This window comes from Klebsiella quasivariicola, from assembly GCF_002269255.1.
Taxonomy (GTDB): domain Bacteria; phylum Pseudomonadota; class Gammaproteobacteria; order Enterobacterales; family Enterobacteriaceae; genus Klebsiella; species Klebsiella quasivariicola.
This window is the reverse complement of the sequence record NZ_CP022823.1, coordinates 3,711,146-3,724,621: the sequence shown is the minus strand read 5'-3', so window position 1 is coordinate 3,724,621 and position 13,476 is coordinate 3,711,146. Positions and strand designations below refer to the sequence as shown.

The 13,476-nt window shown below is 59.0% G+C and carries 8 protein-coding genes; 5 read left to right on the top strand and 3 right to left on the bottom strand.

The annotated features are described in order from the left end of the window. Positions 1 to 10: 10 nt before the first annotated feature. From cydC to trxB, 3 genes are all read right to left on the bottom strand, one after another. Positions 11 to 1,732: a heme ABC transporter ATP-binding protein/permease CydC gene (gene cydC, locus B8P98_RS18680; protein WP_095033291.1), complete on the bottom strand. Its 1,722-nt coding sequence runs from the start codon at positions 1,730 to 1,732 to the stop codon at positions 11 to 13. Next, on the bottom strand, positions 1,733 to 3,499 hold the full coding sequence (cydD, locus tag B8P98_RS18675; protein ID WP_080924433.1) for a heme ABC transporter permease/ATP-binding protein CydD: 1,767 nt from the start codon (positions 3,497 to 3,499) through the stop codon (positions 1,733 to 1,735). 114 nt (positions 3,500 to 3,613) lie between these two features. Then, on the bottom strand, positions 3,614 to 4,582 hold the full coding sequence (gene trxB, locus B8P98_RS18670) for a thioredoxin-disulfide reductase (protein WP_004201366.1): 969 nt from the start codon (positions 4,580 to 4,582) through the stop codon (positions 3,614 to 3,616). A gap of 534 nt (positions 4,583 to 5,116) precedes the next feature. On the opposite strand from trxB, the gene lrp reads away from it, so the two are divergent. The 5 genes from lrp (at position 5,117) to serS (ending at position 13,422) form a co-directional block, all read left to right on the top strand. Further along, positions 5,117 to 5,611, top strand: a complete 495-nt coding sequence (gene lrp, locus B8P98_RS18660; RefSeq protein WP_000228469.1) for a leucine-responsive transcriptional regulator Lrp — start codon at positions 5,117 to 5,119, stop codon at positions 5,609 to 5,611. Between the two features lie 135 nt (positions 5,612 to 5,746). Continuing rightward, positions 5,747 to 9,952, top strand: coding sequence for a DNA translocase FtsK (gene ftsK / locus B8P98_RS18655; protein ID WP_080924434.1), 4,206 nt, complete (start codon positions 5,747 to 5,749; stop codon positions 9,950 to 9,952). A gap of 122 nt (positions 9,953 to 10,074) precedes the next feature. Next, complete coding sequence (gene lolA, locus B8P98_RS18650; RefSeq protein ID WP_004201368.1) at positions 10,075 to 10,686, top strand: outer membrane lipoprotein chaperone LolA; 612 nt, start codon at positions 10,075 to 10,077, stop codon at positions 10,684 to 10,686. Between the two features lie 8 nt (positions 10,687 to 10,694). Next, positions 10,695 to 12,038 (top strand): replication-associated recombination protein RarA, encoded by a 1,344-nt coding sequence (gene rarA / locus B8P98_RS18645; protein WP_025712972.1) that lies wholly within the window; start codon positions 10,695 to 10,697, stop codon positions 12,036 to 12,038. Positions 12,039 to 12,129: 91 nt separating this feature from the next. Further along, the gene (gene serS, locus B8P98_RS18640; RefSeq protein WP_080924435.1) at positions 12,130 to 13,422 is read left to right on the top strand and encodes a serine--tRNA ligase; all 1,293 of its coding nucleotides are present in this window, start codon (positions 12,130 to 12,132) and stop codon (positions 13,420 to 13,422) included. The last annotated feature ends 54 nt before the right edge of the window (positions 13,423 to 13,476 follow it).

The window sequence follows — 13,476 nt, the reverse complement described above, 5'->3', positions numbered from 1 at the left end:
AGATAATAGCCTACAGACGCTGTTTAAACTGGAAGTACCGGCCCTGTTTAGCGAGCAGCTCCGCGTGACTACCTTGCTCAATAATCTGGCCGTTGTCCATGACTATTATCTGATTAAAACGCGCCAGGCCCCGCAGGCGGTGGGTGACCATCAGCACGGTTTTCTCGCGCATCACTTCCGCCAGCAGATGCAGGATCTGGCTTTCGGTGCCCGCATCCAGACCTTCTGTCGGTTCATCGAGCAACATCAGCGGCGCATCGTGGAGCAATGCACGGGCAATGGCCAGCCGGCGCAGTTCGCCGCCGGAGAGCTGGCGTCCGCCTTCGCCCAACCAGCTATTAAGTCCGCCATCTTCCAGCAGTTTTTCCAGCCCCACTTTCTCGAGCGTCGCGCAGAGCGTTGCGTCATCAGAACCAGGCGCCGCCAGCAGCAGGTTGTCGCGCAGGGTGGCGCTGAACAGATGCACCCGCTGCGGCACCACGCTCATCGCCTGACGCAGGCTGGCTTCGCTGATCTGTGACAGCGGCTGGTCGTTGAGCAAGATCTCCCCCTGCGTCGGGTCCCAGGCGCGGGTAAGCAACTGCAACAACGTTGACTTTCCGCAGCCGGTTCGCCCAAGGATGGCGATATGCTCTCCGGCGGCAATCTGCAGGGAGATATTCTCCAGAGCAGGGGAGGGCTGCTGCGGGTAGCGGAACGTGACCTGTCTGAAGGTTAAGGCCACCTGTGCTGGCACGCAGGCTTCACTCTCAACAAAGGTAACCTCCGGCTGCTGATCGATGATCTGCGAAATCCGCCGCGCGGAGGCAATCACCTGGCCTAAATGCTGGAAAGCGCCAGTGACCGGCGCCAGAGCTTCGAAGGCCGCCAGCGCGCAGAACACGAACAGGGCGATCAGCGCCCCTGGCTGGCTGTTGCCACCGATGCCAGCAGAGGCCAGCCAGAGCATGGCCACTACGGCGATGCCACCGATTAACAGCATTACCGCCTGTGAAAGCGCGGTCAGCTCGGCCTGACGGCGCTGTGCGTTCTGCCAGTTGAGCTCGGTCTTTTCCATTTGTGCGCGGTAGCGGTCGCTGGCGTTAAACACCATCAGCTCTGCCTGGCCCTGCAGCCAGGCAGTGAGCTGTTGGCGATACTGGCCGCGCAGCTGCGTCATACTTTCGCCGGCTGGTTTACCTGCGCGATAGAACAGCGGCGGCATAACCAGCAGGGTGACCAGCATGATGCCGCCGAGCGTCAGCGCAAGGGTAACGTCGAGCAGGCTTAATCCGCAGGTGACCACTACAATCACCACCAGCGCGCCGACCAGCGGTGAAATCACCCGCAGGTAGAGATGATCCAGGGTGTCGACGTCGGCCACTACCCGGTTGAGCAGTTCACCCTGGCGAAAGCGCGCCAGCCCCGCCGGAGAGAGGGGCAGCAGTTTGCTGAAGGTGAAGACGCGCAGGTGCTGCAGCACGCGGAAGGTCGCGTCATGACTGACCAGACGCTCGAAGTAGCGCCCGGCGGTACGGATAATCGCCGCGCCGCGGACGCCCGCGGCAGGCAGCATGTAGTTAAAACTGTAGATCCCGGCGACACCCACCACCGCTGAGGCGGAGAGGAACCAGCCGGAGAGCGTCAGCAGGCCGATGCTGGCCAGCAGAGTCACGATGGCCAGCACGACGCCGAGCAGCAGCATCCATTTATGGCGTTTATAGAGCGCCAGATAGGGTAAGAGCGCGCGCATTTAAATCTCCTCCTGACGATGGGCCAGCAGCGCCGAGAAGACCCCACCAGCGCGGGCCAGCGTGGCGTAGTCGCCCTGTTCGATTATCTGTCCGTTCTGCATCACCCAGACGGCGTCCCAGTCTGCCAGCCCCTCGAGCTGGTGGGTGACCAGCAGCGTGGTTTGTTGGGTGGAGGCGTGGGTCAGGGCCTGCATGACCCGCTGTTCGCTATGGGCGTCGAGGCTGGCGGCGGGCTCATCCAGCAGCAGCAGGCGGCAGGGCACCAATAGCGCGCGGGCGACCGCGATACGCTGCGCCTGGCCAACCGACAGACGACCCGCCTGATCGCCCACGGCGGTATGGATCCCCTGTGGCAGCAGAGAGATGAATTCGCTGACCCAGGCCTTGTCGAGCGCCAGCCGAAGCTGCGCTTCGCTGGCTTCGGGCCATGCCAGCAGCACATTCTCCCGCAGCGTGGCGGCAGGTAGCTGGGGATTCTGCCCCACCCAGCTCAGCAGGCGGCGCCAGCGTTCGGCGTCCAGCTCGCGCAGCTCTGTGCCGTTGACCTTCAGCGAACCCTCATAGGGCAAAAAGCCGAGCAGTGTGTTCAGTAAAGAGCTTTTCCCGGATCCGCTCTGGCCGACCAGCACCACACGAGCGCCGGCGGGCAGTGAAAAGTTAAGCGGCCCGGCCAGGACTTTACCTTCCGGAGATTTGATCACCAGATCGCGCGCTTCCACACCAATAAGATCGTTATCATTTAAGGTTTTCTCGCCGCGCTCCACCTGGGTCAGCGGGGTTTCCATAAACGTTTTCAGGCTATCCGCGGCGCCTACGGCCTGGGCTTTGGCATGGTAGAAGGTACCCAGGTCACGTAACGGCTGGAAAAATTCCGGGGCGAGGATAAGCGTCAGGAATCCTGCCATCAGCGTGACGCCCGCGCCATAGTGGCCGAAGTTCAGCTCGCCAAGGTAAGAGAAGCCAAAATACACCGCCACCAGCGCAATGGACAGGGAGGTGAAAAACTCCAGAACCCCGGAGGAGAGGAAGGCCAGGCGCAGGACTTCCATGGTGCGTTGGCGAAAATCCTGCGAGGCGTCGCGAATATTATCGGTTTCTGCCTGACCTCGATGAAAAATACGTAAGGTTTCCATGCCGCGCAGGCGGTCGAGGAAGTGGCCGCTGAGGCGGGCCAGCGCCTGGAAGTTACGCCGGTTGGCGTCGGCGGCGCCCATTCCGACCAGCGCCATGAAAAGCGGGATCAGCGGGGCGGTGCCGAGAAGGATTAGCGCGGCGGCCCAGTTAATCGGAAAAATCGTGATAACGATCAGCAGCGGCACGCAGGCCGCCAGCGTCATCTGGGGCAGGTAGCGGGCATAATAATCGTGCATGTCGTCGATTTGCTCAAGAATAAGCGTTGCCCAGCTGCCGGCCGGTTTGCCCTGAATCCACGCCGGGCCTGCCTGCTGGAGACGGTCAAGAACCTGGCGGCGAATCTCATAGCGGATATGCTGCCCGGCCTGAAAGCCGACCCGCTCACGCAGCCAGACCACCCAGGCGCGCAGCACAAAGGTGAGTATCAGCAGGGTCAGCGGGAGCAGCAGGGCGGTCGCTGGAATATTCTCCATCACCATTCGGTGCAGGATCCGCGCCAGGAACCAGGCCTGCGCCACGATCAGCAGACCGCTCGCCACGCCAAGCAGGCGGGAAATCATCAACCAGCGACGGGAGATAATACTTTGCTGTTTTAACCAGCGGGTTAACTCTTGTTGACGGGTTTTATTCATTGCGCGCTTTGCAGGTGTCGTTATGGGAATATTAGGCACGGCAATGTTACATCGCGGCAAAAATAAAGGCGACTTTTCGTCGCCTTCTTTACCTTTGTTACTGACTTGTAAAGATTATTTGCAAGCGTCAGCCAGACCGTCGAGGTACCGTTCGGCGTCCAGCGCCGCCATACAGCCGGTGCCCGCAGAGGTGATCGCCTGACGGTAGATATGGTCCATGACATCGCCAGCGGCGAATACACCCGGAATGCTGGTCTGAGTGGCGTTGCCATGGATCCCGGACTGCACTTTGATATAGCCGTTTTCCAGTTCCAGCTGACCTTCAAAGATGGCGGTGTTCGGGCTGTGGCCAATGGCAACGAACAGGCCTGCCACTTCCAGAGACTCGACGTTGTCGCTGTTTTTGGTATCGCGCAGACGCAGGCCGCTGACGCCCATCTGGTCGCCAGTCACTTCTTCGAGGGTACGGTCGGTATGCAGCACGATGTTACCGCTTTCGACTTTGTCCATTAGACGCTTGATGAGGATTTTTTCCGCACGGAAAGAATCGCGGCGGTGGATCAGATGTACCTCAGAGGCGATATTCGACAGATACAGAGCCTCTTCAACTGCGGTGTTGCCGCCGCCGATGACTGCTACTTTCTGGTTGCGATAGAAGAATCCGTCACAGGTGGCGCAAGCGGAAACGCCGCGGCCTTTGAATGCCTCTTCGGAAGGCAGACCCAGGTAACGGGCGGAAGCGCCAGTGGCGATGATCAGGGCGTCACAGGTGTACTCGCCGCTGTCGCCTGTCAGACGGAACGGGCGGTTTTGCAGATCGACGCGGCTGATATGGTCGAAAATGATCTCGGTTTCAAATTTGGTGGCATGCTCGTGCATGCGCTCCATCAGCAGCGGACCGGTGAGATCGTTCGGATCGCCTGGCCAGTTTTCCACTTCCGTCGTGGTGGTCAGCTGACCGCCTTTTTCCATCCCGGTGATCAGCACCGGCTGCAGGTTGGCGCGTGCGGCATAGACCGCCGCGGTGTATCCCGCAGGTCCAGAACCAAGGATAAGCAGTTTACTGTGTTTGGCTGTGCCCATGAGATCCCCATAATAATTGGCATACATTGGGCTGGGATTGTAGGGAATTTGTTGTCGTAAAAAAAGAGCACAGCGATTTTGTTAACGATGTATGCAATAGAAGCGACCGATGAATGGGGGGTTTTACCGGCGAACAATATAACTATTTCTACTGTCGGCGGGACAATTATAAGACGAAAAAATGAGAATCAACCAGGGCGGATGATGAATATCTGGCATCTTGTACTAAAAATCGATGTTTTGCTTTGACAATCCCCTGTGCTTTTGCGAAAACATTCAAGGAAGAAGAAAAGCAGTATTTGGCGTGCGGCGAATTTTCATGCACGCAAATGCCATTTTTATCCGGGTTAACGAAATCTACGCATGGTGTGGACAGACGCCATGCGTGATGTCGGTGACTGCCGTCAGGCAACGGGCTTCTCACGTACCCCTGGGTTACCCAATGTCGTACGCGGGTAATAACAGGATGGGCTCTGGCAGTGAAGGCACAGGGCCGGAACAGGAGTAGGGAAGGAATACAGAGAGACAATAATAATGGTAGATAGCAAGAAGCGCCCTGGCAAAGATCTCGACCGCATTGATCGTAACATCCTGAATGAATTGCAAAAAGATGGGCGAATTTCTAACGTCGAGCTTTCTAAACGGGTGGGACTTTCTCCGACGCCTTGCCTTGAGCGTGTGCGTCGTCTTGAAAGACAGGGTTTTATTCAGGGCTATACGGCGCTGCTCAATCCGCATTATCTGGATGCATCACTTCTGGTATTTGTTGAGATTACTCTGAATCGTGGCGCACCGGATGTGTTTGAGCAATTTAACGCCGCAGTGCAAAAACTTGAAGAAATTCAAGAGTGTCATCTGGTTTCCGGTGATTTCGACTATCTGTTGAAAACCCGCGTGCCGGATATGTCAGCGTATCGTAAATTACTGGGTGAGACCTTGCTGCGCCTGCCGGGCGTTAACGACACCCGTACCTACGTGGTGATGGAAGAAGTCAAGCAAAGTAATCGTCTGGTTATTAAGACGCGCTAACACGGAACAGGTGCAAAATCGACGTAGTTTGATTACACTCCTGTTAATCCATACAGCAACAGTGCCGGGGAGACCCGGCGCTGTTGTCCGTTTTAGCAGCAGGCAGGAAACAGCCTGATACCTGGAGAGCCTTTCTTGAGCCAGGAATACACCGAAGACAAAGAAGTCAAACTAACCAAACTCAGCAGCGGGCGCCGACTCCTTGAGGCGATGCTCATCCTTTGCTCCCTCTTCGCCATCTGGCTGATGGCGGCACTACTGAGCTTTAACCCCTCGGATCCAAGCTGGTCGCAAACGGCATGGCATGAGCCTATTCATAATTTAGGCGGTGCTCCCGGCGCGTGGCTTGCCGATACCCTCTTTTTTATTTTTGGCGTCATGGCCTACACCATCCCGGTGATCATTATCGGGGGATGCTGGTTTGCCTGGCGACACCAGGAAAACGACGAATACATTGATTACTTTGCCGTTTCCCTACGCCTCATTGGCGCGTTAGCTCTGATTCTGACCTCTTGTGGTCTGGCGGCGATTAACGCCGATGATATCTGGTACTTTGCCTCAGGCGGGGTGATCGGCAGTCTGCTGAGCACCACGCTGCAACCGCTGTTGCACAGTAGCGGCGGCACTATCGCCCTGTTGTGCATTTGGGCTGCCGGCCTGACGCTATTCACCGGCTGGTCATGGGTCAGTATTGCGGAAAAACTGGGCGGCGGTATCTTGTCGGTGCTCACCTTTGCCAGCAACCGTACCCGCCGGGACGATACCTGGGTCGATGAAGGCGAATACGAAGACGACGAGGAAGAGTACGACGACGAAGAGGCGGCCAAGCCGCAGGAGTCGCGTCGCACCCGCATCTTACGCAGCGCGCTGGCGCGGCGTAAGCGTCTGGCCGAGAAGTTTACTAATCCCATGGGGCGTAAAACTGACGCTGCGCTTTTCTCCGGCAAACGGATGGACGACGGGGAAGAGGCGGTGCAATACAGCGCCAGCGGGGCGCCTGTCGCCGCCGACGATGTACTGTTTTCCGGGGCCAGCGCCGCGCGACCTGCGGGCGATGATGTCCTTTTCTCCGGCGCCAGCGCCGTTCGTCCCGGTGATTTCGACCCTTACGATCCGTTGCTGAATGGCCACAGTATCGCTGAGCCGGTGGGCGCAGCGGCGGCGGCGACTGCCGCGCCGCAGGCGTGGGCGGAATCACCTGCGGGCCATCAGGGCGCAGCGCCGGTTTACCAGCCGGAAGCCAGCTATCCGCCGCAGCCGGCGTACCAGCCAGAGCCCGCGCCTTTCCAGCAGGCCGCCTATCAGCCTCCTGCTGGCCAGCCTGCGCCGCAGGCGTACGATCCGCTTACCGGGCAACCTGTAACACAGACGTATCAGCCAGCGCCAAACCAGCAGCCGGCTTACGATCCGTATGCCGGACAACCGGCGCCGCAGGCGTATCAGCCTGAACCCGCGCCGTACCAGCAGCCGGCTTACGATCCGTATGGCGGACAACCGGCGCCGCAGGCGTATCAGCCAGAGCCAGCGCCGTTCCAGCAGCCGGCTTACGATCCGTATGCCGGTCAGCCAGCGCCGCAGACGTATCAGCCAGAGCCCGCGCCGTTCCAGCAGCCGGCTTACGATCCGTATGCCGGTCAGCCAGCGCCGCAGACGTATCAGCCAGAGCCTGTGCCAAATCAGCCGCCGGCTTACGATCCGTATGCCGGTCAGCCAGCGCCGCAGGCGTATCAGCCAGAGCCTGTGTCAAATCAGCCGCCGGCTTACGATCCGTATGCCGGACAACCAGCGACACAGACATATCAGCCAGAGCCAGGGCCTGAGGTTGTCCAGGAAGAAGTGAAGCGTCCGCCGCTCTATTACTTCGAGGAAGTGGAAGAGAAGCGCGCGCGTGAACGGGAGCTGCTGGCTTCCTGGTATCAGCCTATTCCTGAACCAGAAAGCCCGATCGCCACCAAACCATTGACGTCGCCTGCCGCACCGTCCAAACCGCCGGTGGAGTCAACCGTGGTCTCTGCGGTCGCGGCAGGGGTGCATCAGGCAACGGCCGCCAGCGGCGGCGCGGCAGCGGCAACCTCTGCGACGGCGGCGTCCGCTGCGGCTGCGCCATTATTTAGCCCGGCGTCGAGCGGACCGCGAGTTCAGGTGAAAGAAGGCATTGGGCCAAAACTACCGCGGCCAAACCGCGTTCGTGTCCCGACGCGTCGGGAGCTGGCCTCCTACGGCATCAAGCTACCGTCGCAGCGGGAAGCTGAACAGCGTGCGCGACAGGCGGAGCGTAACCCGCATTACGATGATGAGCTGCTCTCGGATGAGGAAGCGGATGCTATGGAGCAGGATGAACTGGCTCGCCAGTTCGCTGCCACTCAACAGCAACGCTATGGTCATCGCTGGGAAGACGATAGCGCGACGGATGATGATGATGCCGACACCGCGGCGGAAGCGGAGCTGGCGCGCCAGTTTGCCGCTACCCAGCAGCAGCGCTACGCTACCGAGCAGCCGCCCGGAGCCAACCCGTTCTCGCCGGCGGATTACGAATTCTCGCCGATGAAGGCGCTGGTCAATGACGGACCGAGCGAGCCGCTGTTTACGCCGACGCCGGAAGCCCAGCCGCCGCAACCGGCTCCGCACTATCAACAACCGGCCGTTGCTCCGCAGCAGGGTTATCAACCTGCGCAGCATCAGCCTGTACACCATCAGCCAGTGTCGCCGCCGCCGCAGTCATACCAGACTGCGCCGCCTGTGCAGCACCAACAACCGGTTGCCCAGCAGGGGCATCAGCCGGCCGCGCCTGCGCCGCAGGAGAGCCTGATCCACCCGCTGCTGATGCGTAATGGCGATAGCCGTCCGCTGCAAAGACCGACTACGCCATTGCCGTCGCTGGATCTGTTAACCCCACCGCCGAGCGAAGTCGAACCGGTGGATACGTTTGCTCTTGAGCAGATGGCGCGCCTGGTAGAAGCGCGTCTGGCCGATTTCCGTATTAAAGCGGATGTCGTCAACTACTCGCCGGGGCCGGTGATCACCCGTTTCGAGCTTAATCTCGCGCCAGGGGTGAAGGCCGCGCGTATCTCTAACCTGTCGCGCGACCTGGCGCGTTCACTGTCCACGGTTGCCGTGCGCGTGGTGGAAGTTATTCCGGGCAAACCGTATGTCGGCCTGGAATTACCAAACAAAAAGCGCCAGACCGTCTACCTGCGTGAAGTGCTCGACAACGCCAAGTTCCGTGATAACCCATCGCCATTGACCGTGGTGTTGGGTAAAGACATCGCAGGCGATCCGGTGGTAGCCGATCTGGCGAAAATGCCGCATCTGCTGGTGGCTGGTACCACCGGTTCTGGTAAGTCAGTCGGCGTCAACGCCATGATCCTCAGCATGCTCTACAAGGCGCAACCGGAAGATGTGCGTTTCATCATGATCGACCCGAAAATGCTCGAGCTGTCGGTCTACGAAGGTATTCCGCATCTGCTGACCGAAGTGGTCACCGACATGAAAGACGCCGCCAATGCGCTGCGCTGGAGCGTCAACGAGATGGAGCGCCGCTACAAGCTGATGTCGGCGTTGGGCGTGCGTAACCTGGCGGGCTATAACGAGAAAATCGCTGAGGCCGCGCGCATGGGGCGTCCGATCCCGGATCCGTACTGGAAGCCAGGCGATAGTATGGATGCCGTGCATCCGGTGCTGGAAAAACTGCCGTATATCGTGGTGCTGGTGGATGAATTCGCCGACCTGATGATGACCGTCGGTAAGAAGGTGGAAGAGCTGATTGCTCGCCTGGCGCAGAAAGCGCGTGCCGCGGGGATCCACCTGGTGCTGGCGACGCAGCGTCCGTCAGTGGATGTTATTACCGGCCTGATTAAGGCCAACATCCCGACGCGTATCGCCTTTACCGTATCGAGTAAAATTGACTCGCGTACCATTCTCGATCAGGGCGGTGCGGAATCGCTGCTCGGGATGGGGGATATGCTCTACTCCGGGCCGAATTCCACTACGCCGGTACGTGTCCACGGCGCATTTGTGCGCGACCAGGAAGTCCACGCCGTGGTTCAGGACTGGAAAGCCCGCGGCCGTCCGCAGTACGTCGATGGCATTACCTCGGACAGCGAAAGCGAAGGCGGCGGCGGTGGCTTTGATGGCGGCGAAGAGCTGGACCCGCTGTTCGATCAGGCGGTCAGTTTTGTGACCGAGAAGCGTAAAGCGTCGATTTCCGGCGTGCAGCGTCAGTTCCGCATCGGCTATAACCGTGCCGCGCGCATTATCGAACAGATGGAAGCGCAGGGCATCGTCAGCGAGCAGGGCCACAATGGTAACCGCGAAGTGCTGGCGCCACCGCCCTTTGAATGAGTGCAAAGTTGGGTAAATAAGCGCAAAATCAGCCAATTCTTCTGTCCCGCCGCCGTCGGCGGTCCTACATTAGGGACAGAAGAGGCTCCCGCGTCGGGAGTGACGCACATTAAGGAAGAACAATGAAAAAACTCGCAATCACCTGTGCATTACTGTCTGGTATGGTCGTCAGCCAGGTCTGGGCAGATGCGGCCAGTGACTTGAAAAGCCGTCTTGATAAAGTGAGCAGCTTCCATGCCAGCTTCACGCAAAAAGTGACCGACGGCAGCGGTAACGCCGTGCAGGACGGACAGGGCGACCTGTGGGTAAAACGCCCTAATCTGTTTAACTGGCATATGACCCAGCCGGATGAAAGCGTTCTTGTCTCGGACGGCAAAACGCTGTGGTTCTACAACCCGTTCGTGGAGCAGGCTACGGCAACCTGGCTGAAAGACGCCACCAGCAACACGCCGTTTATGCTGATCGCTCGCAATCAGTCCAGCGACTGGCAGCAGTACAATATCAAGCAAAACGGCGATGATTTTGTTCTGACACCGAAAAGCGGCAGCGGTAACCTGAAGCAGTTCACGATCAACGTCGGTCGGGACGGCACCATCCATCAGTTCAGCGCCGTCGAGCAGGACGATCAGCGCAGCAGCTATCAGCTGAAATCGCAGCAGAACGGCGCCGTCGACGCATCTAAGTTCACCTTTACGCCGCCGAAAGGGGTGACGGTGGACGATCAACGTAAGTAGAGGCGAAAGTGAGCAATCTGTCGCTCGATTTTTCCGACAATGCGTTTCAACCTCTGGCCGCTCGCATGCGGCCAGAAAATTTAGCGCAGTATATTGGCCAGCAGCATCTGCTGGCGCCGGGTAAACCCCTGCCGCGGGCCATTGAGGCCGGGCACCTGCATTCGATGATCCTCTGGGGACCGCCGGGTACCGGCAAGACCACCCTCGCGGAAGTGATTGCCCGCTACGCCAGCGCCGATGTCGAACGGATCTCGGCGGTAACCTCCGGCGTGAAAGAGATCCGCGAGGCTATTGAGCGCGCGCGGCAGAATCGCAACGCTGGCCGGCGAACCATCCTGTTTGTTGACGAAGTGCATCGCTTTAATAAAAGTCAACAGGATGCCTTTCTGCCGCATATTGAAGACGGCACCATCACTTTTATCGGTGCGACCACCGAAAACCCCTCCTTTGAGCTTAACTCGGCGCTGCTCTCCCGCGCTCGCGTCTACTTACTGAAATCGCTGACCACCGACGATATCGAGCAGGTGCTTGACCAGGCGATGAACGATAAGTCCCGCGGCTACGGCGACCAGGATATTATTCTGCCGGATGAGACCCGCAAGGCCATCGCCGAACTGGTGAACGGCGACGCGCGTCGGGCGCTGAATACCCTGGAAATGATGGCCGATATGGCCGAGAGCGATGACTCGGGCAAGCGGGTGCTGAAGGCGGAACTGCTGACCGAGATCGCCGGTGAGCGCAGCGCGCGTTTTGATAACAAAGGCGACCGGTTCTACGATTTGATTTCCGCCCTGCATAAGTCGGTGCGCGGCAGCGCGCCGGATGCGGCGCTCTACTGGTACGCGCGGATCATCACCGCCGGGGGCGATCCGCTGTACGTTGCTCGCCGCTGCCTGGCAATTGCCTCGGAAGATGTCGGCAACGCCGACCCGCGGGCGATGCAGGTCGCTATTTCGGCCTGGGATTGCTTTACCCGCGTCGGGCCGGCGGAAGGCGAACGGGCGATTGCTCAGGCCATTGTCTATCTGGCCTGCGCGCCGAAAAGCAACGCCGTCTACACTGCCTTTAAAGCGGCGCTGGCCGACGCGCGGGAGCGTCCTGACTATGACGTTCCGGTGCATCTGCGCAATGCGCCGACGAAGCTGATGAAAGAGATGGGTTACGGGCAGGAGTATCGTTACGCTCATGACGAACCCAACGCCTATGCCGCCGGCGAGCAGTACTTCCCGCAGGAAATGGCGCAAACGCGCTATTATCGCCCGACAAACCGGGGGCTTGAGGGCAAAATTGGCGAAAAGCTCGCCTGGCTCGCTGAACAGGATCAAAATAGCCCGATAAAACGCTACCGCTAATTGAGGCGTTGCGGTAAGGTTATTACTCTATTTCCGTGGCCGTAGTCTGCGGCCATTTTTCTTTATTTAATTCGATAAGCACAGGATAAGCATGCTCGATCCCAATCTGCTGCGTACCGAGCCAGACGCAGTCGCAGAAAAACTGGCACGCCGGGGCTTTAAGCTGGATGTAGATAAACTTCGCGCGCTTGAAGAGCGTCGTAAAGTTCTGCAGGTGCAAACGGAAAACCTGCAGGCGGAGCGTAACTCCCGATCGAAATCCATTGGCCAGGCGAAAGCGCGCGGGGAAGACATCGAGCCATTACGCCTGGAAGTGAATAAACTTGGCGAACAGCTGGATGCCGCGAAATCCGAGCTGGAAACGTTGCTGGCAGAAATTCGCGATATCGCGCTGGCAATCCCGAATATTCCTCATGATGACGTACCGGTTGGCCGTGATGAAAACGACAACGTCGAAGTTAGCCGCTGGGGAACGCCGCGCCAGTTCGATTTCGACGTGCGCGATCACGTCACGCTGGGTGAAATGCACGGGGGACTGGATTTTGCCGCCGCCGTTAAGCTGACCGGCTCGCGCTTTGTGGTGATGAAAGGCCAGCTGGCCCGCCTGCACCGTGCTCTGGCGCAGTTCATGCTGGATCTGCACACTGAACAGCATGGCTATAGCGAAAACTATGTCCCGTACCTGGTAAACCAGGACACCCTGTATGGCACCGGTCAGCTGCCGAAATTCGCCGGCGACCTGTTCCATACTCGTCCGCTGGAAGATGAAGCTGACAGCAGCAACTACGCGCTGATCCCGACGGCAGAAGTGCCGCTGACCAACCTGGTGCGCGATGAAATCATCGACGAAGACGACCTGCCGATCAAAATGACTGCCCATACACCGTGCTTCCGCTCTGAAGCCGGGTCTTATGGTCGTGACACCCGTGGTCTGATCCGTATGCACCAGTTCGACAAGGTTGAAATGGTGCAGATCGTCCGTCCGGAAGACTCCATGGCGGCGCTGGAAGAGATGACCGGCCACGCTGAGAAAGTGCTGCAGCTGCTGGGCCTGCCGTACCGTAAGGTCGCGCTGTGCACCGGCGATATGGGCTTCAGCGCCTGTAAAACCTACGATCTGGAAGTGTGGGTCCCGGCGCAGAACACCTACCGTGAAATCTCTTCCTGCTCTAACGTCTGGGATTTCCAGGCGCGGCGTATGCAGGCTCGCTGCCGCAGCAAGTCCGACAAGAAGACCCGTCTCGTTCATACCCTGAATGGTTCTGGCCTGGCGGTCGGTCGTACCCTGGTGGCGCTGATGGAAAACTATCAGCAGGCCGATGGCCGTATCGAAATTCCGGAAATTCTGCGCCCGTATATGCGCGGCCTCGAATATATCGGCTAAACGTTTCTCTCTCCCTAAAAGCGCCTGCGGGCGCTTTTTTTACGCCCTTATTGA

Coding starts and splice junctions, on each gene's coding strand:
- cydC (WP_095033291.1), bottom strand. CDS start 1,732: ATGCGCGCGCTCTTACCCTATCTGGCGCTCTATAAACGCCATAAATGG.
- cydD (WP_080924433.1), bottom strand. CDS start 3,499: ATGAATAAAACCCGTCAACAAGAGTTAACCCGCTGGTTAAAACAGCAA.
- trxB (WP_004201366.1), bottom strand. CDS start 4,582: ATGGGCACAGCCAAACACAGTAAACTGCTTATCCTTGGTTCTGGACCT.
- lrp (WP_000228469.1), top strand. CDS start 5,117: ATGGTAGATAGCAAGAAGCGCCCTGGCAAAGATCTCGACCGCATTGAT.
- lolA (WP_004201368.1), top strand. CDS start 10,075: ATGAAAAAACTCGCAATCACCTGTGCATTACTGTCTGGTATGGTCGTC.
- serS (WP_080924435.1), top strand. CDS start 12,130: ATGCTCGATCCCAATCTGCTGCGTACCGAGCCAGACGCAGTCGCAGAA.